Below are 23,994 nucleotides of genomic sequence, written 5' to 3' on the forward strand. Positions count from 1 at the left end.
TCTAAAAAAACCAACTTCATCCTCTTTCCTCTATAAATTACTCTCTCTATCCTAACATAAGATCAACACGACCTAGAAGTTTGAGGGTGAAAGATTGTTGAAGAGCCGGATCCCTAGCGGGTATACTGCACCCGCGGATCCAAAATGCTGTAGAGAATATCCGCCACCAAATTGAAAATCACGATCAAGATGGCGTAGATAAAGGTGATGGCCATCACCACCGGCGTATCGCCCCGGAAGATGGAATCCACCAACAAAGCGCCGATCCCAGGTACGCGAAAAATCTGCTCTGTAACCAGCGCTCCGGTAAACACGGATGGAATATCCAGGGCCACCAGGGTTACCACCGGGATCAAGGCATTGCGCAAAATGTGCCGATTCACCACCACCCATTCTTGCAAGCCTTTGGCCCTGGCCGTCCGCACGTAATCCCGGTTCATTTGCTCCAGCATTGAGGCTCGCACAAAGCGCATCAGCACCGCTGCCTGGAACAACACCAAGACTGTCACAGGCATGATCGATTGGCGCACCTGGGCCACAAAACTTGCCCAATCGGTTACCCGCAGCGTGCTGTTGTAGATGAAGGGGAACCAGCGCAGTTGCACACTGAAAATGATGATGAACAAAATACCCGTAAAAAAGGTGGGCAAGGAAAAGCCAACAAAAGCCAGCGTCGTCACCACTTGGTCGAAGAGGGTGTAGCGCTTCAGGGCAGAGATCACGCCCAAAGGCACCGCCAGCAATGCGCCGATAATATATGCAGTGCCAACTATCCAAAGAGTGGTGGGCAACCGTTGCAAAATCAAGTTCAACACGGGGCTGCGGCTGGTAAAAGAAAAGCCCATATCCCCCTGCATAAAAGCCCACAGCCACTTCACATAGCGGATGTAAATCGGCTGATCTAGCCCCAAAGAACGGCGAATGTTCTCCCGTACTTCCGCAGTGATGGCAGGATTGGTGGCAAATTCTGCCATGGGATCCCCAGGTGCCAAAGCCAAGATGGCAAACACCACGATGCTGATGGCCAGCAAGGTGGGAATGGAGATCAACAGGCGATTAATCAAGTAGCGCGTCATAAAAACAAAGAGACAAAAATGAAAGCAATGCCATCATGGTAGGGATGTTGGCAGCAAAATGTTAGGGGAAAGCCTTTCTTGCCCAGAGAGGAAAAAAAGAGGCAAGGGATCCCTCCCTCACCCCCGCCCCTCCCCGACAGGATCCCCTAGGACTTGCGAGTCCAATCTTTGATGTTCCAAGGTTCCAGATCCCAGGGGGTGAGATCGATCCCTTCCAGGCTGTTGGCCGCTGCCGCCGGGCTGGAGCGGTCGATCAAAGGAATCACCGCCACATCTTCTACTGTCAGGAAGTTGTTCATTTTCTTGATCTGCTCCTCCCGTTCTTTGGCATCGGTCATCGCCACCAGCTCGGCAAACATGGCGTCGTAGGTGGGGTTGCAATAGCGGGAGTCGTTGGACTTGGCCCAGTTGTTTTCTTTCTGGGCAATCTCCTCGCAAAGGTAACGGCGCAGGTAACTCGTCGGATCCGGGTTATCGTTGCCAGTGGTGTACATCTGTAGGTCAGCGTAGAAGTGGCCCAGGTTGTCGGGGTTGTTGGGTTCGCTGTCGAAGAAGATGCTGGCATCGATGCTCTTCAGCTCCAGGTCGATGCCGATCTTGCTGAAGTCTTGCTTGATGATCTCCTGAGTTTTCTGGCGCACCGGGTTAACAGAGGTTTGGAAAACCATGCGCATCTCTACACCACCTTTGTCCCGAATGCCGTTGTTGTTGCTATCTACCCAACCGGCTTCATCCAGCAGCGCTGCAGCTTTCTCCAGGTTGAATTCCCAGGGAGCGTTGGCCCGCAGGTTTTCGGGAGATAACACGTAGTCATTGGTGGGGGTACCGGCCACGCCGTAGATCTGATCGGCGGTGGTTTGCCGATCCACAGCCAGGCTCAGGGCTTTGCGCACGTTCAAGTCCGTCAGGAACGGATGGGGCACATCCTTGTGGGAGCGTTGCCCGTCTTTCTCTACGTTGGGGTCGGAGAAATTGATAACGATCCGCTCCATGCTCGGGCCAGGCTTGGGAATGACCCGACCAATGCCTGTAGCCTCTAGCTGAGCGAGCACTGCAGCTTCTACCTGGGTGTTCCAGGCATAGTCGGCATCGCCGGTTTGCAGCACCGCCCGTGCCGCAGAGGTGGCATCTCCACCTCCCTTCAATTCCACGCGCTTGAAGAAGGGCTTGCCCTCTTCCCGAAAGTTCTTGTTGGCCACATAGACGATCACATCCCCTGGCCTCACCTCTTCGGTAATGTAGGGGCCAGTGCCAATGGGGGCCAGGTTGGCAGGGGCCTCGCGGGAGTTAGGGCCGTTGTAGTCTTTGAAGATATGTTTGGGAATGATCATGCCGTTGCTGCCGACAAAGGGCACAAACCAAGCCACCGTCGGCTTTTTGAAGGTGATTTTCACCGTGGTCGGATCCACAGCTTCCACCGAGGCAACATCGGCATAGTATTCGGAGGTAATCGCCCCCACTTCTGGGTTGGAAACGTACTCGTAGGTGAAGACCACATCTTCAGCGGTGAAGGGTTCTCCATCCGCCCAAGTGACCCCGCTCTTCAACTTCCAGGTGACAGAGGTCAGATCTTTGGCAACGCCGCCGTTTTCAATGCTGGGGATTTCTGCTGCCAAAAAAGGCACCATTTCACCACGGGCATCAAAGCTGGCCAGAGGCTCATAGACCAAACGGCTGGCTTCAAAGTCTTTGGTTCCTGTGGAGAGGTGAGGGTTAAGCAGAGTTGGCGCTTGCCAGTACAGCAACCGCAGGGTGTCGTCGGCTTGGGCCTGGACGGGTATCCAATGCTGGTGAACCAGCAACCCTCCCACCACAAACAGGGGAATCAACCACAGCCGCAGCTTGACCAACCGCAGTCTCAGACGTTGGAAAGGATGAAAAGACATTTACACTTACCTCTTGTAAACAGACTCAGCTAGGGGACTGGCGCTATGGCCTCCAAGTCATCCCAGAGATTTTCAGCCTTTGACTGGCAAGAACCGGGTAAGGTTCCCCCCCGGCGGTCCGATTGAGGTCAACTTTGTTGGATGAGGGTTTGCCTCAATCAAGACCTCTTTTAGGTTTAGGTTTCAGCAAGGTAGCAGATGGACGGGATTTTTCTGTAATTCGTTACACAGTATTGCCAGATCTCGCTTGCAGAGCCCTAGAGGGTTGGATTGCTGGGAATGGGGTTCCCCCGTTTGGTGCAAATGGATACGCAAATGTCTGTAGAGATGAGCAAGAATGGTGGCAGGGTTTCGTCAACCCTTAGGTGCTGCTCCTCTTTAGGGTTGGACTTGAACTCGGTCGGGATTGAGCTTGAATTGGTTTGTGTCTAAATGGTTCTAAGGGATGCTGGATTTTTCTGGAAAAATTCGCCATATAAGGGGAAATCCTTTTCCTTTGCTGTAGCGGTGACAAGGATCCCAGGAGCATGGCGCGATTGTTAGAAGTATGGCGGCTGGAAACGCGGTTCTATACCCAGGATGGAGTGGTGAAGGCCGTCAACGGTTCCAGCTTTCACGTGGACGAGGGGGAAACTCTGGGCATTGTGGGGGAATCGGGATCCGGCAAAAGTGTCACCATGCTCTCGGTGATGCGGCTGATCCCAACACCGCCGGGCAAAATTGTGGGGGGCGAGGTGCTGTTTGCCGGCCAAGACCTGCTCAAGCTGAAAGAATCGGAAATGCGGCGCATCCGGGGCAACCAGATCGCCATGATCTTTCAAGACCCCATGACCTCCTTGAACCCTGTCTTGCGAGTGGGCCAACAAATTGCCGAGGCTCTGCAGTTGCACCTGGGCATGACTCCTGCCCAAGCACGGCAGCGGACTATTGAACTGTTACAAATGGTTGGGATCCCGGCAGCAGCCGAGCGGGTGGATCACTATCCCCACCAATTCTCTGGGGGGATGCGGCAGCGGGTGATGATTGCCATGGGCCTGTCCTGCCGCCCAAAGCTGTTGATTGCCGATGAGCCCACCACCGCCTTGGATGTGACGATCCAAGCCCAGATTGTGGAGTTGATCAAAGCCTTGCGCGAGGAGATCGGCATGGCGATTATCTGGATTACCCATGATTTGGCCTTTTTGGCGGGCCTGGCCGACCGGATCTTGGTTATGTACGCCGGCCAGATTGTGGAAGAAGCTCCGTTGCACCAGCTTTACAAAAATCCCCGTCATCCCTACACCATCGGCCTGCTGCAGAGCATCCCCCGCCTGGATGAGCGCCGCCGCGAAAAGCTGCAGCCCATTGAGGGCATGCCCCCGGATTTGGTCAACTATCCCAAGGGTTGTCCGTTTGCGGCCCGTTGTCGCTTCGTCATCGACCGCTGCTGGAGCGAAAATCCAGAGCTGGAGTCCGTTGGATCCCAGCATGCGGTGGCTTGCTGGGTAAAGCCGGAAGGAAAAGCCCATCTGCGGTCAGTGGCCGGTGTCGGCGGGGACGGTGAATCGCTGGAGAGGACGGCCCATGGTTGACCCCCCTTCTTTCCCGGCCAGCGCCTCTGTCGATGCTTGCCCACCTGAGACCGGCCAAGCCACCTTGGTGCGCGTCGAAAACCTAAAAGTGCATTTTCCCATTCGGCGGGGGCTAATCCTGCAACGACAGGTGGGATCCGTCAAGGCGGTGGATGGGGTGAGTTTTGCGGTGCGGCGGGGAGAAACCCTGGGGCTGGTGGGAGAATCGGGCTGTGGCAAGAGCACCCTTGGGCGAGCCATTTTGCAGTTATATCGGCCCACCGCCGGGAACGTGTATTTTGGGGGTGTCGATCTGACCCAGCTCAGCCCGGAAGAGCTGCGCCGCATGCGGCAACGCATGCAGATGGTGTTTCAGGATCCCTATGCCGCTCTGAATCTCCGCCAGACGGTGGGGGCAATTGTGGGGGAGCCCCTGACAGTCTTTAGGGTGGCCGGGGGCAAAGCGCAGCAGGAGCGGGTCAGGGAGCTGCTGGAGGTGGTCGGCCTCAATGCCAACTTTGTCAACCGCTATCCCCACGAGTTTTCGGGCGGGCAACGGCAGCGGATTGTCATTGCCCGTGCCTTGGCTTTGAAGCCGGATTTTATTGTCTGTGATGAGCCGATCTCGGCTTTGGACGTGTCGATTCAGGCCCAGGTGATTAACTTGCTGCAGTCTTTGCAAGAGCAGTTCGGCCTCACCTATCTGTTCATCGCCCATGACCTGAGCGTGGTGCGCCACATTTCCGACCGGGTGGCGGTGATGTACTTGGGCAAGGTGGTGGAGCTGGCGGATCGCGACGAGATTTACCAAAATCCTCTCCATCCCTATACCCAGGCACTGCTCTCGGCAGTTCCCATTCCCGACCCGGAAGTGGAAGCCAGGCGCAAGCGGATCATCCTCAAGGGCGATGTGCCTAGCCCGGTCAACCCGCCCAAAGGATGCAACTTCCACACCCGCTGCCCTTGGGTAACAGAGGCGTGCCGTCAAGATCCACCCCCGGCCTTTCGCGAGGTGAGCGCGGGGCATTTTGTGGCTTGTCACCTGGTGCCCTAGGTAGCCCTCAAGGGATCCCGGCCACGCCGGTTTGGCGGGCAGCCTGGATTACCGCAGCGGCCACCTGAGGAACCACCCGCCCGTCGAAGACCGAGGGGATGATCCACTGGGGATCCAAATCCTCAGGTGGGATCAAGGCAGCAATGGCTTGAGCGGCAGCCAGGCACATCTCGGTGTTGATCTGCTTGGCGCGGCAGTCGAGGGCGCCGCGAAACACGCCCGGAAAGGCCAGCACGTTGTTGATTTGGTTGGGGTAGTCGCTGCGGCCCGTGGCCATCACCGCCACCTGATCGCTCACCAGCTCGGGCTGAATCTCCGGCACCGGATTGGCCAAAGCAAACAGGATGGGATCCGGGGCCATCTTTTCCACCATCTCCACCGTCAGGGCATTGGCCACGCTCACCCCAATAAACACATCTGCCCCCACCAAGGCTTCTGCCAGGGATCCCCTCTGCTCGACGGCAACTGCGGCTTTTTCCGGGGTGAGATCGGAACGGGAGCGGCTGAGGATCCCTTTGCGGTCGCAGACCAGGATGTGGGCTGCCCCGGCCCGCCGCAGCAGTTGAGTTACCGCAATACCGGCTGCCCCGGCCCCGTTGATGACAATGCGCACCTGATCCAAGGTTTTTTTCACCACCTTGAGGGCATTCAGGAGTGCGGCCAGCACCACAATCGCCGTGCCATGTTGATCGTCGTGAAACACCGGCAGGTTGAGGCGAGCTTTGAGCTGCGATTCGATGGCAAAGCAACGGGGGGCGCTGATGTCTTCCAAGTTGAAGCCACCGAAGCCGGGGGCCAGATGCACCACCGTCTCCACAATTTGCGCCACATCCTGGGTGGCCAGGCACAGAGGGAAAGCATCGATATCGGCAAAGCGCTTGAACAGGGCCGCTTTCCCCTCCATCACCGGCAAAGCTGCCTCCGGGCCGACATTCCCCAAGCCCAGCACCGCGCTACCATCGGTTACAATGCCCACACTGTTGCCCTTGATGGTGTACTCATAGACCGCGGCGGGGTTGGCAGCAATTTCCAGAGAAACCCGCCCTACCCCCGGCGTGTAGGCCATGGCCAGATCGGCGGCGCTCTCCAGGGGGCTTTTAGCCACCACCTGCAGCTTTCCCCCGCGGTGCAGCTCAAAGGTGCGGTCCACCGCCCGCTCCACCTTCACATTGGCCAAGGAGGCAACGGCGGCGTAAATTTGCTGAGCATGCTCGCTGCTCACGGCATCTACACAGATTTCTCGCACCGTTTCTGCTGCCGATTGGTGGATGAGATCGATCTGGCTGAGGCTGCCTCCCACTTCCGCAATGGCCTGGGTGACGCGGGCTAGGGCTCCCGGCTGGTTGAGCAGGCGAATGCGCAGGGCAATGCTATAGCTAGAGCTGGGGGTAAGTTTTGTCATAGCTCCCTATGGTAGACGAAAAATCCGCTTCCGACCTGCACACCCTGGCCAACTGGCTGGAGGGCTACTACAGCAACCGCGCCCAGGCGATGGCAGAGCCGGTGTGGTTTGTGCCGGTCAGCCTTTGGTACGTGCGCCTTCCCCACCTGTTCTCGGAGGGGATCGGCTTTTTTACCGAGCAATTTAACCAGCACACGCCGGGCCAGTTTTATCGCAGCCGGGTGCTCCAGGTATTGGGGGATCCCTTGCGGATCGAGAACTACAAATTGCGGGATCAAGCAGCTTGGGCAGGTGCCTCTCAGGATCCGCAGCGCTTGGCGCAGCTCTCCTTGGCCGACCTGGAGCATTTGCCCGGTTGTCGCATTTTGGTGGAAAAGCGCCCAGACTGCTACCACGGCGAAATGCTGCCAGGTGGAGAATGTCGTCTGAACCCCGGGGATAGCACCTATATCCACATCGAGTTCGACCTCACCCCCAGCGAATTCATCACCTGGGATCGGGGCTTTGACGCCGCCACTGGCCAACAAACCTGGGGATCCCGCGCCGGACCCTACCGCTACCAAAAAGGGATCCCACCGGCCTCTTCCCCTCGCCCTTGGGGAGAGAGGGACAGGGGGTGAGGGCCAGAAAACAGTCAGGGGAACAAAAAAGGCAACAGATCTCGAAATCCTTTGCGCAGCCTGAGCAAAAAGATCAGCCGCTCCACCTCTGGAGAGACAGATCCGGTTTCGGGCCGAGCTGCCAAGGCTTCCTGGAGTTCTAGAGCTTCGTCGGCGGTGAGGGGCTGATTATCGACCGGAGAGCGAGCCCGCAAGTCGGGCTGGGCCCGCAACACCTCTTCCGGGATCTCATCGGCAGGGGGCAGTGCCCAAGCTTCCGGCCAAAGCAGCAGCAGACCCGCGCAGCAGCCCAGTCCTGCACTCCAGAGCCGTTGGCCCATCCGACCGGTTCTCCTAGCGTTGTCCACTGAACTCCACCCCTTGAAGGGATCCCTCCCAACCTTTCCCAACCCCTCGACCTGTTGCTGGGGGAAAGGGGGGGATCCCTTTAGCTGGCCATGGCTTCCGAGCGCTCTTGGATCACCCGATCCACGATGCCGTAAGCCTGAGCTTCCGTGGCCGAGAGGTAAAAGTCTCGCTCCACATCCCGCTCGATTTTCTCCAGCGGTTGGCCGGTGGTTTGCGCCAAGATCTCGTTCATGCGTCGTTTGACTCGCAGAGTTTCGCGGGCGCGAATTTCAATGTCGCTGGCTTGGCCTTGGATCGTGCCCAGCGAAGGCTGGTGCAGCATGATGCGGGAGTGGGGCAGGGCAAACCGCTTGCCCTTGGTGCCAGCAGCCAACAAAAAGGCTCCCATTGAAGCTGCTTGGCCCACGCAAACCGTAACGATATCTGGCTTGATGTGGTTCATGGTGTCGTAGATGGCCATGCCCGCCGTCACAGAGCCACCGGGAGAATTGATGTACATCACAATGTCCTTTTGCGGATCCTGCGAGTTGAGGTAGAGCATCACCCCCACGATGGTATTGGCCAAGCTATCGTCAATGGGCTCGCCGATAAACAAAATCCGCTCTTGGTACAGGCGATCGTCAAGGCTAATCCACTGGCTATAGGGCTCGCCGGGCAAACGGTAGGGAACCCGAGGCACTCCAATCGGCATAAGTTTCTCCTGGCAAAGTATGAAACACAGAACGACGCGCTTGTAAGATATCTTCCGCGCTCAAATCCAGCTGGGGCAAAACCGAGGAAACAATGCGTCCAGATCCAGTTTTGACCTCGCCTTCGTATTCTCCGCCAACCCAGCGCACCGCGGAAACGGACTGCTTGGCTGGATCCACAATCCAGTATTCCGGGATCCCACGGGCAGCGTAATCTTTGCGCTTGTCTTGATAATCGTGTTTTTCATTGTCTACTCCGGGGGAAACGACTTCCACCACCAACAGCGGCAGGGGCATGTGCAGGCAAGGATTCCGCAACCGTTTCCCAGCAAGCTCACATAGCGGGATGCAAAGCCATCACCTCTGGATTGCGCAACCGAGCCTTGGCTGCGGGCACTTCGACCTCAACTTGGCCCAAGCTCAGGCGTTGGATGGGCAAAAACTTGGGCAATTCCGCAACCAGAAACAGCTCAATGAGGGTGTTCATACGCTCCTCGGCTTCCCGAATGGACCCGTCTTCAGGTTCAACCCGTCCTTCATAAAGCCCGTCCGTGAGGCGTAGGTACTCCCCCACCGTCAAAGGCTGTACGGGAACTTGAACCATCGACGGATCCCTCTGCTTCAGTTTTTGGCTGTTGCCAACTTCGGCACGCCTTTGGAACTGGTCAGCACCTGATCGATGAGGCCGTAGGCTTTGGCTTCCTCTGGTGTCATGAAAAATAGCCGCTCCGTGTCCTTCTTGATGCGCTCCATAGGCTGGCCCGTGCTGCGGGACAGTTGCTCCAGCATCATGTTGCGCAAAGTCAGAATCTCGCGGGTGCGAATTTCGATGTCGCTGGCCTGTCCACGGGTGCCCCCATAGGGCTGGTGGAGCACGATCGTGGCATTGGGCAGACTGGCCCGAAATCCTTTGGCTCCTGCTGCCAATAACATGGCCGCCATCCCAATGGCATTGCCGATGCAGATAGTATGCACAGGCGGCTTGATGTAGTTCATGGTGTCCAGAATGGCAAAGGCCGCTGTGTCGTAGTTATAGGTGCCCGTCGAGTTGATGTACATCTTGATCGGCTTTTCCCGATCCTCGTACTGCAGATACAGCAGTTGCTCGATGATCAGCTTGGTGACGTTGGCATTCGACTCCTCTGCAAGGGGCAAGCCCAGGTAGACAATGCGCTCCTGCAGCAGCAGCGAAGCCAAATCTGGGGGTGGGGTACGAACCGGAGCGCCGCCATAGTAGTAGTAGGTCGATTGCACCATGCCAGAGATCTCCTACGCCTGGGTCTGTTCAACTGAAAAACACCAGAAAAACAACACTTGAGGACCACAAGGGATCCGCAGCATCCCAACGGATCCCTTGCAGTCTGAGGACCTCTCAAAGCCAGCTTTACTCCGCCCCTTGAGGCAAGAGAACCCGCTCCGGCTCCGTGACCAGCACCTTGGGCTTGCGCTCCTCATCCACATCGATGAGCACCTCCGATCCCTCCCGGACATGCCCAGTCAGGATCTCTTCCGCCAGGATGTCTTCCAGCAGGCGTTGGATGGCGCGGCGCAGCGGGCGCGCCCCGTAGCTGGGGTTATACCCCTCCTCCACCACCAAGTCTTTGAAGCGGTCGCTGACCGTAAGGCGGATTTTCTTCTCCGTCATGCGGTCAAACACTTCCTTGAGCAGGATGTCGGCAATCTGCTTCACCTCATCCTTGGTCAGTTGCCGGAAGACGATGATCTCGTCCACGCGGTTGAGGAACTCCGGACGGAAGTACTGCTTCAGCTCCTCATTCACCAGGTTGCGGATGCGGTTGTAGTTGGCATCCTCGTCGTTGGTGTTGAACTCGAAGCCGAGGCTGCCGCCGCCCTTCTCGATGACCTTCGAGCCGATGTTAGAGGTCATCACGATCAGGGTGTTCTTGAAGTCCACCGTGCGGCCCTTGGCATCGGTCAGGCGGCCATCCTCCAGGATTTGCAGCAATAGGTTAAACACATCCGGGTGCGCCTTCTCGATCTCATCGAAAAGCACCACCGTGTAGGGGCGACGGCGTACCGCCTCGGTGAGCTGACCCCCCTCGTTGTAGCCCACATAGCCCGGCGGGGATCCGATCAGCTTGCTGACCGTGTGCCGCTCCATGTATTCCGACATGTCGAGGCGGATCATGGCTGACTCGGAGCCGAAGAAGTAGGCTGCCAAAGCCTTGGTCAGCTCGGTTTTGCCCACCCCTGTTGGGCCGGAGAAGATGAAGCTGGCGATGGGGCGGTTGGGATTTTTCAGCCCCACCCGAGCGCGGCGGATGGCCCGGGAGATGGCCCGCACCGCTTCGTCTTGGCCGATGATGCGCTGGTGCAGGGTTTCTTCCATGTTCAGCAGCTTCACTGACTCGCTCTCGGTCAGCTTGGCCACCGGCACCCCCGTCCAGGCGCTGACCACTTGGGCCACGTCCTCTTCGGTTACCTCAGGCATTTCGCTGCGGCTGCTCTCCTCGGCTTTTTTGGCAGCGGCAATGGCGCGGATCTGCTGCTTGATCTCCATCTCCCGATCCCGCAGCTCACCAGCCTTGTCGAAGTTCTGGGCCCGCACCGCAGCGTCTTTCTCCTTGAGCACTCGCCGCAACTCTTGATCCAGCTCCCGGGCCGCCGGGGGCAGTTGAGAGTTGATCAGGCGCACCCGCGAAGCAGCCTCGTCGATCAAATCGATGGCCTTATCTGGCAGGAAGCGGTCGGAGATGTACTGGTCGGCCAGCTTGGCTGCCGCATCCAAGGCGGCATCGGAGATCTTCAGCTTGTGGTGCTGCTCGTAGCGCTCCCGCAGGCCAAACAGGATCTCGATGGTCTCGGAGACCGTCGGCTCGCCCACCATGATGGGCTGGAAGCGACGCTCCAGGGCGGCATCCCGTTCGATGTGCTTGCGGTACTCATCCAGGGTGGTGGCGCCGATGCACTGCAACTCGCCACGGGCCAAGGCAGGCTTGAGGATGTTGGCGGCATCAATCGCCCCTTCCGCAGCCCCGGCCCCGATCAGGGTATGCACCTCGTCGATGACCAGGATGATGTTGCCGGCATTGCGGATCTCATCCATGATTTTCTTGAGGCGCTCTTCAAACTCGCCGCGGTACTTGGTGCCGGCCACCAGCAAGCCAATATCCAGGCTGATCACCCGCTTGTCGGCCAAAATATCGGGCACATCCCCCTGCACGATGCGCTGGGCCAAACCCTCGGCGATGGCGGTTTTGCCTACCCCCGGCTCGCCAATGAGGACGGGGTTGTTCTTGGTGCGGCGGCCCAGGATCTGGATCACCCGCTCGATCTCCCGCGTCCGACCGACCACCGGATCCAGCTTGCCCTCCTGGGCCAGTTGGGTGAGGTTGGAGCCGAATTCGTCCAGGGTGGGCGTTTTGGTGCGGCTGGAGGATCCCCCCCCCGCCGTCACTTCGGCGGTCTCGCCCAACATGCGGATCACCTGGGTGCGCACCTTGGAGAGATCCACCCCCAGGTTTTCCAAAACGCGGGCTGCCACCCCTTCCCCTTCTCGGATTAGGCCCAGGAGCAGGTGCTCAGTGCCAATGTAGTTGTGGCCGAGCTGGCGGGCCTCTTCTAGGGAGAGTTCCAGCACTCGCTTGGCGCGGGGAGTGAAAGGGATCTCGACGGCCACAAAACCGGATCCCCGACCGATAATTTTCTCGACTTCAATGCGGGCGTCCTTCAAGTTCACTCCCATGGACTTGAGAACTTTGGCGGCGACCCCAGTGCCCTCGCCGATTAACCCCAACAAAATTTGCTCGGTGCCAACGAAATTGTGACCTAACCGTCTGGCTTCTTCTTGGGCCAGCATGATCACCTTGATGGCTTTTTCTGTAAAGCGTTCAAACATGATCCTCGGGCTCCCTACGCCTGCATCAAGGCGGACTTGATAGGGGTAATCCTAGCACAAGTTCAGGCGAAACCAAGGGACGGTAAATACCCCAGACGGAAGCTGTCTGGGGCCAAAACGCGCCTGGAGAGATTTGAACTCCCGACACCGTGGTCCGTAGCCACGTGCTCTAGTCCACTGAGCTACAGGCGCAAAAGGGGCGGGCCAACCACGGTTGACTGTCTGTCCATACTATCTGTCCATAGTTACTTAGATACTATCCAGTACTATCCAGAGACAGAGATGGACATCTATCAATGTGGCTTAGGCATTCTAGCACAAGAGCGTTTTTTGGAAAGTCCAACGGGGGTGTAGATATCCGCCAGCGTTAACATTGCCCTTGCCAAGGTCGCGGAACTTCTCCCCCCACTTCGAGGCCGGCTTGGGGGCTGGTGGCCTTGATCACCGGCGTCCAGACTTGGCCGTTGCGCTGCCAAAGCTGCAGGTGCAGATGTCCTGCCAGGGTATCCCGACAGTTGCGCTGCATCCCTTCTGGGCTAGGGGCGAATACAGTTTGGCCAGGCCGCCGCGTGTGCCCTTCCAGCCGAATACACCAGAGGGCGCTCTCTCCCCGGATTCGCCAAGATCCCCAGGGATCCACTTGCCAGGTCAGCCGAGCGGATCCGGGTCGCCATTCCAAAAAGGGCTGGGATCCCCACCCATGCAAGCTGATCAGGGCCACTTCTTCGGGGCGGGTGAGCACCTGCCGCTCAGCTCCGGCACAGGTGAGGCTAAGGCCGGGATGCTGGGGAAAGGCGTTGCACTGGATCCAAAACCAGCGGCGAGGAAAGCTTTGGCCCCAATTTTTTTCGGCGTAGGCGGGAGCCTGCTGAAATGCATAGCGCCTGCCTCTCCACTCCACCCAGCCGGTGGCCAAGCCATGGCTCATGAGGATCTGCCAGCCCGGCTCAAAGATGGGCAGATAAGACCAGGCTCCCATGGTGGCTCGGGGTGGGATCCCATAGGCAAAACGAGGTTGAATTCGGTAGAGCCAGCGAATAGGCTCAGAGACCAAGGGATCCGGCAAAATCCCCTGATTGAGGTGGGCGGTGTATTGGTAGCCGCTGGCGGTGCGCTGGAAGAAGGTGAGGGGATCCTGAAGGCCGCGACAGCCAGGGTCTGGGATCCCTGAGTGCCCCAAGGCCAGATGGGTTGAGCTGGCCCAAAAGCGGCGGGGATTGGGGAAGGTGCGCCAATGCAACTCCTCCTCCGGCCCCAACACCTGCGCCATGCCCCCGCGCTTGGGATCGATGGCGTACATGAAGGCAAAGCTGATGGGCGGATCCCCGGGCAAGGTGACGCGGCTGTACCAGCCCTCAAAAAACCGCTCTGTGCAGCCATCCCAGTGGTAGCCGGCATGGGGCAGGGATCCCCAATCTGTTGAGTTGTTTTGCCCAGAGCAAGCCGCCGTTGGAGGAAACGCCATTGAGACCTAAGCCATCGCAACAATGATAAACGGAAGTCTATGCTTACCAAAATAATAATTGTATTGTTTCTATATTTATTTGCCCTTAGGATATCAACCAAGCTGAGATTTAAGGATTTCTTGAGATTTCACGAAGGAAATCCGTGGGTCAGGCGACTTGAACCGGAAAGCTTCCATCTTGCCTTCACATATCCTTTCGATGAGGTGAGCATGACGTCACGTCGTAACTTTTTGCTGTCTGCGGGTGCGGCCACCGTGGGTGGACTCGTGAGTGGCAGCTTAGCACGGGCCAGCACAGGCTACTGGGTTGCCCAGGCCAGCGGCCCAGAAACCCCCAATCTCAGGTTAGGCTTTATACCGATTGTGGAGTCTGCCCCCCTGATCATCGCCAAGGAAAAGGGCTTTTTCGACAAGCACGGCATGACCGGTGTAGAGGTGTTGAAGCAGGCCAGTTGGCCGGCAGCCCGTGACAATGTGGTCATCGGCTCAGCGGGTGGGGGCATTGACGGCGGCCAGTGGCAGATGCCGATGCCTCACATGATCCACATTGGCGCCATCACCAACAATCAGCCGGTGCGCATGGCAGTTCTGTGTCAGTTGATCACCCAGGGGAACGGAATTGCCATTGCCGGAATGCACGTTGGCAAGGGCTTGGGGCTGGATATCTCGGGAGCCGCGGATTACATCAAAAACTTCAGCGCCAGCAACAGACGCAAATTCAAGGCCGCTCATACCTTCCCCAACGTCAATCAAGATTTTTGGATCCGCTACTGGCTTGCCGCCGGGGGAGTGGATCCGGATCAAGACATCGACCTGTTGGCGGTTCCCTCTGCCGAAACGGTGCAGGGAATGCGCAATGGCACCATGGATGCTTTTAGCACCGGGGATCCCTGGCCCTACCGGATTGTGGCCGATGGGATCGGGTTTATGGCGGCTCTAACCCAACAAATATGGCCCTTTCATCCCGAAGAGTATCTGGCCATTCGTGCCGACTGGGTGGAGCAAAACCCCAAAGCCACGCAAGCGGTTTTGATGGCGGTGATGGAAGCGCAGCAATGGTGTGATGATCCGGCCAACCGAGAAGAACTGACACGCATTCTCTCAGGGCGTGCCTACCTGAATGTGCCGGTTGAAGTTCTCACCCCTCCCTTTCAAGGCAACTACGAATTGGGAGACGGCAAGCCAGCTGTTCAAGATTTCAATGCCGGGCCCTTGTACTGGGAAGATGGCCGGGGCAGCGTCTCTTACCCCTACAAGAGCCATGACCTTTGGTTCCTGACGGAATCCTTGCGTTGGGGCTTCCACGCTCGCTTCCTTCCCGATCTGGATACTGCCCGTCGTCTGGTGGATGAAGTGAACCGTGAAGATCTCTGGCGTGAGGCCGCCCAGGCACTGGGGGTGAAGAACATCCCCAACAACACCTCGCGGGGAACAGAGCGTTTCTTTGACGGTGTGGTGTTTGACCCACAGGATCCGCAGGCTTACCTGAACAGCCTGAAAATCAAAAGGGTCTAGCTGAATAGCTTGATTGGGCCAAGTTCCTCACCTTCTTTCGCAGGAAGTCCATGGCTTACTGTTTCCTTGTTCGAATCTCTCGCGCGACAGGGATCCTGCCTACCTGTGGGATCCCACGAGGTCGAAAAAAGCGGTGCCGAGCTTTCTGCCCAAACGATGGAAAGTTGATGGATGCTATGAGCCTCGCACTTTTTGAATAACTTTAAATGCCATGTTGAGGATCGGCTATGTTGGCTCTACTTCACGTTCCGCGCGAACTCTTCAGGGATCCTCCTTTTGAGAGGCCGGCCCGGCCTCGCTGGGACAAGCTCATCCTTTCAATAGCCGTAGGAATCCTGAGTTTTCTGATTGTCGTGAGAGTTTTGTTGAGTTTGCAATCCCTGTGTTTGCCCATCCAACGAAAAGGCAAGGCCAATCCCAGTTCATGCTCTGTTTCCAACACGTTGTAGAACCCTGCGGCTGGAATGTTCTGAGAGCGCGACAACAGAGAACCTTGTAAAACCCTATCCTCCTCTAGGAGCTATGACGACGACACTTTCTTCTCCGGCAAAGTCTTCGGCAGCGAAGCTTGATTTGGCGAAGTACCGAGATCAGATTCTCCCCCCTGTGGTGGGCATTGTTGGATTTCTGCTCATCTGGCAGCTCTTGGCCAGTGCCAACCTAATTCGGCTGCCGGGGCCTTGGGATGTGTGGATGGACGAGCGCAGCCGATATCTGATCCTGCATCCTTTGTATCGCAACAGCGACCTCGACCAAGGGCTGCTGCGCCAAACCTTGGCCAGCCTACAAAGGGTGGCCATCGGCTATTGCAGTGCCGCCTTGGTGGGCATCACACTGGGCATTTTGGTAGGAAGCAGCGTGTGGATCAACCGAGCTTTGGATCCCATTTTCCAATTTTTGCGCATGGTAGCTCCCTTGGCTTGGGTGCCCATATCTTTGGCTGCTTTGCAACGCAATGAGCCGGCTGCCCTGTTCGTTATTTTTATTACCTCAATTTGGCCCATTCTCATCAACACGGCTGTGGGGGTGAGACAGATCCCGGAAGACTACATCAACGTCTCCAAAGTGCTCAAGCTCTCCAAAGTGGACTTCTTTTTTAAGGTGTTGCTGCCCTCAGCCCTGCCCTACATGTTCACAGGTCTGCGCATCGGCATCGGCCTGTCTTGGCTGGCCATTATTGCCGCAGAGATTGTGATGTCGGGTGTGCCGGGGATCGGCTTTTTCATCTGGGATGCCTACCAGCAGAACTACGTTACGGAGATCATCGTTGCCGTCATCTACATCGGAGCAGTGGGATTGCTTTTGGATCGCCTGATGTCTATTTTGCAAAACAAGATAGCCAACCAATGATGTGTTGGATGTGTTGTCAGTATGTGGTTGGTTTGAGGCTAGACGGGTGATAGGTTGGGAGGTTTTCTGTGTCTGTATTGGTCAGTGTGGAGCAGGTGGAAAAATCTTTTGCTCTGCCCGGAGGGCAGGAATACCTTGCTCTGAAAGGGATCGATCTGCAAATCCATCGAGGGGAGTTTGTCTCCTTAATCGGCCACTCCGGCTGTGGCAAATCCACCCTATTGAACATGGTGGCGGGGCTGTCTTTGCCTACGGGGGGGATCGTGGCTTTGGATGGGCATACCATCACCGCTCCCGGCCCCGATCGCATGGTGGTGTTTCAGCATTACTCGCTTTTGCCTTGGCTAACGGTTCGGCAAAACATTGCGCTAGCGGTGAATGCCGTTCTTAAAAACCATTCTCCGGCGGAGCGTCAGCAGATCGTGGAAGAGCACATTGATCTGGTGGGCTTGCGCCACGCAGCAGATAAGCTCCCAGCCCAATTGTCCGGGGGTATGAAGCAGCGGGTGGCCATTGCCCGTGCCCTGGCTTTGCGGCCCAAAGTGTTGTTGTTGGATGAGCCATTTGGCGCTTTGGATGCGCTCACGCGCGGGAACTTGCAAGAGCAGTTAATTCGCATCTGTGAAGAACATCAGATGACCACTCTCATGGTCACCCACGATGTGGACGAAGCGGTTCTTCTGTCAGATCGTGTGGTCATGCTCACCAATGGGCCGGGATCCCGAATTGGGAACATTTTAACCATTGACATTCCTCGGCCCCGCCGTCGGCTGGAGGTGGTCAACCATCCCAGCTACTACAGCTACCGCAGCGAGATCATCTACTTTTTGAACCAACAAAAACGCATCAAGCAATGGCGTGCTCGCCGCAGCACTGTGGTGGCCAGGCATGGCTTGGAAAAGATCAACTTGGAGATCGGCTTTGTGCCCCTTACTGCCTGCGCTCCGTTGGCTGTGGCCAAAGAAAAAGGGTTCTTTGCCAAACACGGCTTGGAAGAAGTGAATTTGGTGCGGGAAACCAGTTGGCGAGGGATCCAAGACGGCATTCAGGGAGGTTATCTGGATGCGGCCCAAATGCCCGCCGGTATGCCGGTGTGGATGTCTTTGGGTGGAGGGGATAACCCGCCTCAGCCGGTGGTTACTGCCCTCACCTTGACCCGCAACGGCAATGCCATCACCTTGCATAAGCGGTTCTACGAGCAAGGGATCCACACCCTCAGCCAGTTGAAGGCTTACATTCTGGATAGTCCCAGCCGTCGGCTTACCTTTGGGGTGGTGCATCCCAGCTCTATGCACAATTTGCTGTTGCGCTACTGGCTGGCAGCCGGTGGGATCCACCCGGATCACGATGTGGTACTGAAAACGCTGCCTCCGGCCCAGATGGTGGCCAACCTGACAGCCGGCAACATCGATGGGTACTGTGTGGGAGAGCCCTGGAATTTGCGGGCAGCCTTAGAGGGCAGTGGCTTTACGGTGGCTACAGATCTGGAGATTTGGCTGGGCCATCCCGGCAAAGTGTTGGGGGTGCGAGAAGATTGGGCCAGAGCCTACCCCAACACCCACATTGCCTTGGTGAAAGCGCTGTTGGAAGCCTGCCGCTACTGTGAAGACCCGGCCCATCACGACGAGATTCGCGAGCTGCTCAGCCGCCGCGCCTACCTGAGCACCGACCCATCCTACATTCATCTGGGGGATCCCCAGCGTCTGATCTGTGACTTGGACAGGCCGATGCGGGAATATGCCCACCACCGCTTCTTTCTGGGAGCCGGCAACCGTCCCAGCCGCACCGAGCATCTGTGGATGATGACCCAAATGGCCCGCTGGGGGGATCTGCCCTTCCCTCGCAACTGGGTGGAGATTGTAGAGCGGGTGTGTCAGGTGGGGGTGTTCAGCACGGCAGCCCGCGAGCTGGGACTGGATGTCTCCTACCAAAGGCAGCCCATTCAGTTGTTCGATGGGATCCCCTTTAATGGTGAGGATCCCCTGGCCTACCTCAACAGTTTGGCGATTAAGCACGATATTTATGTAGCCGAGGTTGCCTTAGATCGTCGTCCTGTGTTGCTCTAGATACCCACTTGGGCGCCCTTGCAAAAGCACATTCCCCGTTGTGAGAAAATCATGAATTGGAGCACCCTACGATGACTGCCCTCTTGACAACCTCTACCCCAGCGAACGTAGCCGCAGAACCCTACCTAAGCCTTGAGAATGTCAGCAAGACCTACTCAACTCCCAAGGGGGATTATCCCGTCTTGCGAGATATCAACCTCAGTGTGAACGAGGGAGAGTTTGTCTGCTTGGTTGGGCATTCCGGCTGTGGCAAAACCACCCTGCTGAATATGGTTTCCGGATTTGCCCAGCCCACCAGTGGCTCGGTGAAGCTGAAAGGGCAGCCGATTACAGCTCCTGGCCCGGAGCGCATGGTAGTGTTTCAAGGGTATGCCCTGTTGCCTTGGCTCACGGTTTATGAAAATGTTTATTTGGCCGTTCGGTCGGTATTTCCCCAAAAGAGCCAGTCGGAAAAGCATCGAATTGTGGAAGAACATTTGGATTTGGTGGGGCTGGGGGAAGCCGCTCAGAAATATCCCTCGCAAATTTCGGGAGGGATGAAACAGCGGGTAGCCATTGCTCGTGCGTTGGCCATCCGTCCAGAAGTGCTGATTTTGGATGAACCCTTCGGGGCCTTGGATGCCATTACCAAAGAGGAGCTGCAAGAGGAGCTGTTGCGCATTTGGGATGAACATCGCTGCACGGTTTTGATGATTACCCACGACATTGATGAGGCGCTGTTTTTGGCCGACCGCCTGGTGCTGATGACCAATGGCCCTGCAGCCACCATCGGGCAGATTGTGACCATCCCCTTCCCGCGCCCTCGGGATCGCGAGCGGATTCTTGAAGATCCGCAGTACTACCGCCTGCGCAACTTGGTTCTCAGCTATCTCTACGGCCATGAAGCCAACCCAGAGGCGGCTTGCCGGTAAATCCAACCTGGAGCAGTTGACGGAGCGAGAGGGCGACAAGGCAACCCAAAACCCAAAAACCACACACCTTGGCCATCAGGTGCAGCCCCTGGTCAGGCGATCCGCAAACCTCTCTTGGAACTCGCACACAACGCCGTGCAACCGCTCGTCCAAAACGGCCAGCGTCCGGGATGCGATATATGCTGACCCGCCCCTCCAATTCTGAACCTGCAGCTCTAGTGAATGAGGCGGCGCACCGCCCGCAGCAGCTCCGCGGGGGGAGGAGAGTTGGGATCCCAGCGAATTTCCAACTCAGGTGAGTCTTTGAGCACTTGAGGAGGGCCGGGCGAGGTGTGCAGGATGGCCACACAGCGCAAATTGCCCCGGTCTCGACAAAACTCGTGCCAGAGAGGGATAGCCTCGGGATCCCGGCTGACCACCAGGTAGTGGGAGCAGGCTTCCAGGATCGGCTGCTTTTGCGGATCCACCTTGCCGCCCACATCCACAATCACCAAACTCTTTTGCCGGCGCAAAGCCAGAATGGCCTGGGCATGGAAGCTGAAAAATTCGGGGGTAAAAGAGCCCCGGTACTGGTGCTTGAGGATCTTCGCCTCTTCTGGTGGCAAGTCTAAAGTCCAATTGCCTTCCCCATCCCAATGGGCCCGTTGCAGATAAATATCGGGATGCTCCGGCAGCAGAGCTTCGAAGAGGGCGCGGGCAAGACGGCTTTTGCCACTGTCGGGGGGGCCCACCACCATCACCGCCGCTGCCAATTCTGTTCGCGTCAGCGGGCCGTAGGCCTTGCCCGGCCTTCCCTGCACCCAGGGGATGACCTGGCCCACCCGCACTTCGGGGGTATGGCTGGAGACCACCACCGCGCCCAAGCGTGGGTCATAACAGGCCACCCAACGGGTGAAGTGGCACTCATGCACCAGCCAGCCATACAGCCAAATGGGGGCCCGCCCCGTCAGAACCACCCCCAGCTGGGCATTGATCCCGGCAGGCAGCTGAAGCTGAGCCAAATCCTCTGGAAAAACCAAGCGATCCGGTCGGGTCAGCTCAATTTCGATGACCTGAAAAGACAGTTCCGAAGAATGGGATCTTCGAGGGTCCAAGGACTCCGTCCCGCTGGCGCGAAAGGACTCCGTCCCGCTGGCGCGAGCGGCCAGACAGCCGGAAAGCAAATGCAGTGCCACAGCAGCCATGGGCAGATTTGACGAGACAGGTTGACTTCAGTATGGAAGAGATTGGAAGTGGAAGGTTCCAACTCATGTCAGAGTGGTCAGGCTCTCACTTGCGCCTTGCTCCAAGAAAACCCCTGGCCTGGAGTGCCATCAACTGGTTGACCTAAGAACCGAGGGAACTGTCGGATGAGCGGATTTGAGCTGCCTTTGACGGTGGAAGTGTTGCGTTGGTTAGCGGGCGGTCAGTTGGCGGAGCGCCTGGAGCGGGCCGTGCGCCTGTGGGTACTGCTCCACTGCCTCTATGGCGAAAACCGCTGGCCAGACCTGCCGGAAACCTTTGGCTACACCCACATCCGGGATCGCTTGCTCTCGCCGTGGCATCCCAAGCAGGATCTGGCAAAAGGGATCCCTTCACCCTGTCCTGATGTTGACTGCATTTGCTGGAAACCCTTGAGTTTTTGGCTGAAGGATGCCAACCTATTGGCCGCCTTAAAAGCAGAAGTTCCGGATCTGGAAGCGCTGCTATCTGCTCAACCCTTTCACAAGACCCATCGCACACTGCGCAAAGAGCTGGATTACCTGGCTGCCCGGGGTTGGCTGCAACAAATTCAGGCCAACTCTAGGCGGAGAGATAATTTTCGCTGCCGTGCGCCGGGGGATCGTCCCCAACTGCCCGTATCTTCATCGGCTTTGACCTTATCGGGCCATCAACTGGAACAGATCTATCACATCCTCAGCGATGTGGCCTTTGTACATCCAGATGTGCAGGTTTTGCTGGATGAAATCTGGGCCAACCAAAGGACTCCGTCCCGCTGGCGCGATCAGCACTCGCAGCGGCGGCTGTTTGTGTGGTTTGAGTACATCCTCTCAGACGAACAGCAAGAACGGGTGGATGAATATCAAAGCCAGCTAGAAGCCCTTTGGGCCAACCCAGAAGCAGGGGTGATCGGTTTTGACTACGCCACCCGCCAACATGGGATCCGACACGTTCTCACTTACCCAGTCTGTTTGTTCTATGCCCGCCGCGCCAAGTATTTGGCAGCCTTTGGCCAGCTTCCCACCCCCGAAGGATCCCTGGGCTGGCACAATTTTCGGCTGGATCGGATCCAGTCTAAGCGCCTGGCGGTGATTCCCTGGGACGCTCCTTCCATTCCGCCAGAGCTGGCAACCCGCAAACGGCAAAAGAAGCTGCCCAGCCCAGAGGAAGTCCAAGCAGCATGGGAAGAAGCCTGGGGATCCGATTTTTACTTGCCCAAGGCTTTGTTGATCCTTCGATTTTCCCCGGAGTTTGCCCGTCGCTACGTGGAGAGCACAGTGCGACATCCCACCTTCCAGCCCATTGCCTACGAGCGGATCCCGGCTTTGGTGCAACGGGCAGTGGCGGATGCGCGGGAGCGCGAACAGATTTTGAACATTGTCCGGCAAAGACCAGCCAGCGACCGGTACTTCCGCGCCTGGGTACGGGTGGGAGATACCAATTTCACCATGCGCCTGCGGGATTGGCGGCCCAACGGCGAGGTGATCGCTCCCCCGGCCTACCGGGAACAGATGGCTCGAGAAGCTCAGGCAGAGCTGCAGTTTTATCGCCCCGACCTGAAGCTTTCTTGACCTTCCTGCCCATGACCACCCTCTACCTAACCGAGCCGGGGACTGTGGTTCACTGCCAAAACCAAACCCTGCTCATTCGCCGCCGTGGTCAAGAGCAGCTTTGCCGCCTTGCGGAGGTGGAGCTGGTGGTGGTGTTGCCCGGGATCCAATTGACCAGCGCAGCTTTGGCCCAACTGCTGGATCGAGGCATCGAAACCATTTTTTTGCGTGCGGATGGCGGTTTTCGCGGTCGCCTGCAGGGATCCTTCTCCACCAACTCTGAGATCCGTCTGGCCCAGTATCAGCGGGCCTACTCCCCCTGGGGGCTGAGGTGGGCCAAGGTGATTGTGCGCGGCAAGATTCGCAACCAACGGGCAATTCTACAACTGCACAACCGGGCTACCCGCGGCCAAATTGCCCCCATACAGGAGGGTACTGATGTTATCGCCGCCTACCTGCAACAGTTGGATCGCTCCACCGGGCCGAAATTGTAAAGTTTTGTGCGCGATCTGTCGGGGCGAGCCATCACCAGCCTGACTCTGCCGGCACAAGATTTTAAGGGAAACTTTAGATCTTTTGCCCCGATTGGCCCAAAAACGTGACATAATGGCCGTAGCAAGCTCAATTTCCCCGCTTGCGCTTGGCCGCGAGGACAATGTTAATATCTGTGTCGAGGAATCTCCGTACTCCCTCGCGAACGCACCTTGAAAACCTCATGAATTCAGGCTTTTCCGAGGGTAGGGTTGATCCCTACCTTTTCCCCGCAAGGGGACGGAAACACCTCATCTGCTACAGCTCTGTAAGTACCAAAGTTAGCACGGTTGATCCCTACCTTTTCCCTGCAAGGGGACGGAAACATTGTGCAGTACGGGTACTGCACCGGAGGAATAGGTCCGTGTTGATCCCTACCTTTTCCCCGCAAGGGGACGGAAACGTTTAAAAGAGAAAGTTACTTACTCGTTACTCCCGCTGAGCCGTTGATCCCTACCTTTTCCCCGCAAGGGGACGGAAACCCAAAGCGGCGGGCGACCCCCTCTAACACACTTTGCGTTGATCCCTACCTTTTCCCCGCAAGGGGACGGAAACCATAGTAGTGAGGAATATCGCAGTCAATTCGCTCGTATTGTTGATCCCTACCTTTTCCCCGCAAGGGGACGGAAACCCGTCGAGTTGAGGAAGCCATGTGGGCTTGAGGCGAAACTCACGTTGATCCCTACCTTTTCCCCGCAAGGGGACGGAAACCCCAGAATTTCTTCTGGGACCTCCCGCTCAGAATCTACGTTGATCCCTACCTTTTCCCCGCAAGGGGACGGAAACTAGAGAGAAGCGAGTAATGAGCAAAGAGAAGTGAGGTTGATCTCTACCTTCTCCCTGCAAGAGCATGCCTCTAACCCCCAAAACCCTGAACTTTGCTGAATTTACTGAGCTTTAGGCGGTTTGGCAAAAGTCATTG

At 57.3% G+C, this 23,994-nt stretch carries 20 protein-coding genes, 1 tRNA gene and 1 CRISPR repeat array; of the genes, 9 read left to right on the plus strand and 12 right to left on the minus strand.

Annotated features, from left to right (window positions below; genetic code table 11):
• Positions 1 to 113: 113 nt before the first annotated feature.
• Together NW842_RS11860 and NW842_RS11865 are read right to left on the minus strand one after the other, a co-directional pair.
• On the minus strand, positions 114 to 1,076 hold the full coding sequence (locus NW842_RS11860) for an ABC transporter permease (protein WP_414358333.1): 963 nt from the start codon (positions 1,074 to 1,076) through the stop codon (positions 114 to 116).
• 146 nt (positions 1,077 to 1,222) lie between these two features.
• Positions 1,223 to 2,962 (minus strand): peptide ABC transporter substrate-binding protein, encoded by a 1,740-nt coding sequence (locus NW842_RS11865; RefSeq protein ID WP_414418098.1) that lies wholly within the window; start codon positions 2,960 to 2,962, stop codon positions 1,223 to 1,225.
• Between the two features lie 527 nt (positions 2,963 to 3,489).
• Between NW842_RS11865 and NW842_RS11870 the strand changes: the two genes are divergently transcribed.
• Complete coding sequence (locus NW842_RS11870) at positions 3,490 to 4,533, plus strand: ABC transporter ATP-binding protein (RefSeq protein WP_414358329.1); 1,044 nt, start codon at positions 3,490 to 3,492, stop codon at positions 4,531 to 4,533.
• Positions 4,526 to 5,566: an ABC transporter ATP-binding protein gene (locus tag NW842_RS11875; protein ID WP_414418099.1), complete on the plus strand. Its 1,041-nt coding sequence runs from the start codon at positions 4,526 to 4,528 to the stop codon at positions 5,564 to 5,566. The genes NW842_RS11870 and NW842_RS11875 overlap by 8 nt, the downstream gene beginning before the upstream one ends.
• Positions 5,567 to 5,573: 7 nt before the next feature.
• Here NW842_RS11875 and NW842_RS11880 read toward each other — a convergent pair whose 3' ends face one another.
• Positions 5,574 to 6,968: a malic enzyme-like NAD(P)-binding protein gene (locus NW842_RS11880; protein ID WP_414418100.1), complete on the minus strand. Its 1,395-nt coding sequence runs from the start codon at positions 6,966 to 6,968 to the stop codon at positions 5,574 to 5,576.
• Positions 6,969 to 6,976: 8 nt separating this feature from the next.
• Here NW842_RS11880 and NW842_RS11885 point away from each other — a divergent pair, with 8 nt between their 5' ends.
• Positions 6,977 to 7,588 carry a chromophore lyase CpcT/CpeT gene (locus tag NW842_RS11885; RefSeq protein WP_414416809.1) on the plus strand — a complete coding sequence of 204 codons (612 nt, stop codon included), beginning with the start codon at positions 6,977 to 6,979 and terminating at the stop codon, positions 7,586 to 7,588.
• A 14-nt stretch (positions 7,589 to 7,602) separates the two neighbouring features.
• Here NW842_RS11885 and NW842_RS11890 read toward each other — a convergent pair whose 3' ends face one another.
• The 8 genes from NW842_RS11890 to NW842_RS11925 all read right to left on the minus strand — a co-directional run bounded on the left by NW842_RS11890 (position 7,603) and on the right by NW842_RS11925 (position 13,949).
• Positions 7,603 to 7,908, minus strand: coding sequence for a hypothetical protein (locus tag NW842_RS11890; RefSeq protein WP_414387969.1), 306 nt, complete (start codon positions 7,906 to 7,908; stop codon positions 7,603 to 7,605).
• 107 nt (positions 7,909 to 8,015) lie between these two features.
• Positions 8,016 to 8,627, minus strand: a complete 612-nt coding sequence (locus NW842_RS11895; RefSeq protein WP_011432257.1) for an ATP-dependent Clp protease proteolytic subunit — start codon at positions 8,625 to 8,627, stop codon at positions 8,016 to 8,018.
• Positions 8,575 to 8,922 carry a Uma2 family endonuclease gene (locus tag NW842_RS11900; protein WP_414418101.1) on the minus strand — a complete coding sequence of 116 codons (348 nt, stop codon included), beginning with the start codon at positions 8,920 to 8,922 and terminating at the stop codon, positions 8,575 to 8,577. Before NW842_RS11900 ends, NW842_RS11895 begins: the two co-directional genes overlap by 53 nt.
• Positions 8,923 to 8,959: 37 nt before the next feature.
• Positions 8,960 to 9,229, minus strand: coding sequence for a hypothetical protein (locus NW842_RS11905; RefSeq protein ID WP_414349572.1), 270 nt, complete (start codon positions 9,227 to 9,229; stop codon positions 8,960 to 8,962).
• A 17-nt stretch (positions 9,230 to 9,246) separates the two neighbouring features.
• Positions 9,247 to 9,882 carry an ATP-dependent Clp protease proteolytic subunit gene (locus NW842_RS11910; RefSeq protein ID WP_414349574.1) on the minus strand — a complete coding sequence of 212 codons (636 nt, stop codon included), beginning with the start codon at positions 9,880 to 9,882 and terminating at the stop codon, positions 9,247 to 9,249.
• Between the two features lie 127 nt (positions 9,883 to 10,009).
• A complete protein-coding gene (locus NW842_RS11915; RefSeq protein ID WP_011432255.1) occupies positions 10,010 to 12,484 on the minus strand; it encodes an ATP-dependent Clp protease ATP-binding subunit in 2,475 nt (824 codons plus the stop codon).
• 118 nt (positions 12,485 to 12,602) lie between these two features.
• Positions 12,603 to 12,676, minus strand: a tRNA-Arg gene (locus tag NW842_RS11920).
• Positions 12,677 to 12,851: 175 nt separating this feature from the next.
• A complete protein-coding gene (locus tag NW842_RS11925; RefSeq protein ID WP_414418102.1) occupies positions 12,852 to 13,949 on the minus strand; it encodes a tocopherol cyclase family protein in 1,098 nt (365 codons plus the stop codon).
• A gap of 204 nt (positions 13,950 to 14,153) precedes the next feature.
• On the opposite strand from NW842_RS11925, the gene NW842_RS11930 reads away from it, so the two are divergent.
• From NW842_RS11930 to NW842_RS11945, 4 genes are all read left to right on the plus strand, one after another.
• Positions 14,154 to 15,464 carry a CmpA/NrtA family ABC transporter substrate-binding protein gene (locus NW842_RS11930; RefSeq protein WP_414418103.1) on the plus strand — a complete coding sequence of 437 codons (1,311 nt, stop codon included), beginning with the start codon at positions 14,154 to 14,156 and terminating at the stop codon, positions 15,462 to 15,464.
• A 522-nt stretch (positions 15,465 to 15,986) separates the two neighbouring features.
• Positions 15,987 to 16,814: a nitrate ABC transporter permease gene (gene ntrB / locus NW842_RS11935; RefSeq protein WP_414418104.1), complete on the plus strand. Its 828-nt coding sequence runs from the start codon at positions 15,987 to 15,989 to the stop codon at positions 16,812 to 16,814.
• Between the two features lie 68 nt (positions 16,815 to 16,882).
• A complete protein-coding gene (locus NW842_RS11940) occupies positions 16,883 to 18,880 on the plus strand; it encodes a nitrate ABC transporter ATP-binding protein (RefSeq protein ID WP_414418105.1) in 1,998 nt (665 codons plus the stop codon).
• 71 nt (positions 18,881 to 18,951) lie between these two features.
• Complete coding sequence (locus NW842_RS11945) at positions 18,952 to 19,791, plus strand: nitrate ABC transporter ATP-binding protein (RefSeq protein ID WP_414374223.1); 840 nt, start codon at positions 18,952 to 18,954, stop codon at positions 19,789 to 19,791.
• 215 nt (positions 19,792 to 20,006) lie between these two features.
• Here NW842_RS11945 and crn3 read toward each other — a convergent pair whose 3' ends face one another.
• A complete protein-coding gene (crn3, locus tag NW842_RS11950; RefSeq protein WP_414418106.1) occupies positions 20,007 to 20,975 on the minus strand; it encodes a CRISPR-associated ring nuclease Crn3/Csx3 in 969 nt (322 codons plus the stop codon).
• Positions 20,976 to 21,140: 165 nt separating this feature from the next.
• Here crn3 and NW842_RS11955 point away from each other — a divergent pair, with 165 nt between their 5' ends.
• Both NW842_RS11955 and cas1 read left to right on the plus strand, forming a co-directional pair.
• Positions 21,141 to 22,562, plus strand: a complete 1,422-nt coding sequence (locus tag NW842_RS11955; RefSeq protein WP_414374221.1) for a TIGR03985 family CRISPR-associated protein — start codon at positions 21,141 to 21,143, stop codon at positions 22,560 to 22,562.
• Entirely contained in the window at positions 22,559 to 23,035 is a 477-nt protein-coding gene (gene cas1, locus NW842_RS11960; RefSeq protein ID WP_414374220.1) for a CRISPR-associated endonuclease Cas1, read from the plus strand. The genes NW842_RS11955 and cas1 overlap by 4 nt, the downstream gene beginning before the upstream one ends.
• A gap of 248 nt (positions 23,036 to 23,283) precedes the next feature.
• Positions 23,284 to 23,858: a CRISPR direct-repeat array (repeat unit 37 nt; unit sequence GTTGATCCCTACCTTTTCCCCGCAAGGGGACGGAAAC).
• The last annotated feature ends 136 nt before the right edge of the window (positions 23,859 to 23,994 follow it).

The sequence above is a fragment of the Synechococcus sp. R55.4 genome, assembly GCF_047461935.1.
Taxonomy (GTDB): Bacteria; Cyanobacteriota; Cyanobacteriia; order Thermostichales; family Thermostichaceae; genus Thermostichus.

Coding starts and splice junctions, on each gene's coding strand:
- NW842_RS11860 (WP_414358333.1), bottom strand. CDS start 1,076: ATGACGCGCTACTTGATTAATCGCCTGTTGATCTCCATTCCCACCTTG.
- NW842_RS11865 (WP_414418098.1), bottom strand. CDS start 2,962: ATGTCTTTTCATCCTTTCCAACGTCTGAGACTGCGGTTGGTCAAGCTG.
- NW842_RS11870 (WP_414358329.1), top strand. CDS start 3,490: ATGGCGCGATTGTTAGAAGTATGGCGGCTGGAAACGCGGTTCTATACC.
- NW842_RS11875 (WP_414418099.1), top strand. CDS start 4,526: ATGGTTGACCCCCCTTCTTTCCCGGCCAGCGCCTCTGTCGATGCTTGC.
- NW842_RS11880 (WP_414418100.1), bottom strand. CDS start 6,968: ATGACAAAACTTACCCCCAGCTCTAGCTATAGCATTGCCCTGCGCATT.
- NW842_RS11885 (WP_414416809.1), top strand. CDS start 6,977: ATGGTAGACGAAAAATCCGCTTCCGACCTGCACACCCTGGCCAACTGG.
- NW842_RS11890 (WP_414387969.1), bottom strand. CDS start 7,908: ATGGGCCAACGGCTCTGGAGTGCAGGACTGGGCTGCTGCGCGGGTCTG.
- NW842_RS11895 (WP_011432257.1), bottom strand. CDS start 8,627: ATGCCGATTGGAGTGCCTCGGGTTCCCTACCGTTTGCCCGGCGAGCCC.
- NW842_RS11900 (WP_414418101.1), bottom strand. CDS start 8,922: ATGCCCCTGCCGCTGTTGGTGGTGGAAGTCGTTTCCCCCGGAGTAGAC.
- NW842_RS11905 (WP_414349572.1), bottom strand. CDS start 9,229: ATGGTTCAAGTTCCCGTACAGCCTTTGACGGTGGGGGAGTACCTACGC.
- NW842_RS11910 (WP_414349574.1), bottom strand. CDS start 9,882: ATGGTGCAATCGACCTACTACTACTATGGCGGCGCTCCGGTTCGTACC.
- NW842_RS11915 (WP_011432255.1), bottom strand. CDS start 12,484: ATGTTTGAACGCTTTACAGAAAAAGCCATCAAGGTGATCATGCTGGCC.
- NW842_RS11925 (WP_414418102.1), bottom strand. CDS start 13,949: ATGGCGTTTCCTCCAACGGCGGCTTGCTCTGGGCAAAACAACTCAACA.
- ntrB (WP_414418104.1), top strand. CDS start 15,987: ATGACGACGACACTTTCTTCTCCGGCAAAGTCTTCGGCAGCGAAGCTT.
- NW842_RS11945 (WP_414374223.1), top strand. CDS start 18,952: ATGACTGCCCTCTTGACAACCTCTACCCCAGCGAACGTAGCCGCAGAA.
- crn3 (WP_414418106.1), bottom strand. CDS start 20,975: ATGGCTGCTGTGGCACTGCATTTGCTTTCCGGCTGTCTGGCCGCTCGC.
- NW842_RS11955 (WP_414374221.1), top strand. CDS start 21,141: ATGAGCGGATTTGAGCTGCCTTTGACGGTGGAAGTGTTGCGTTGGTTA.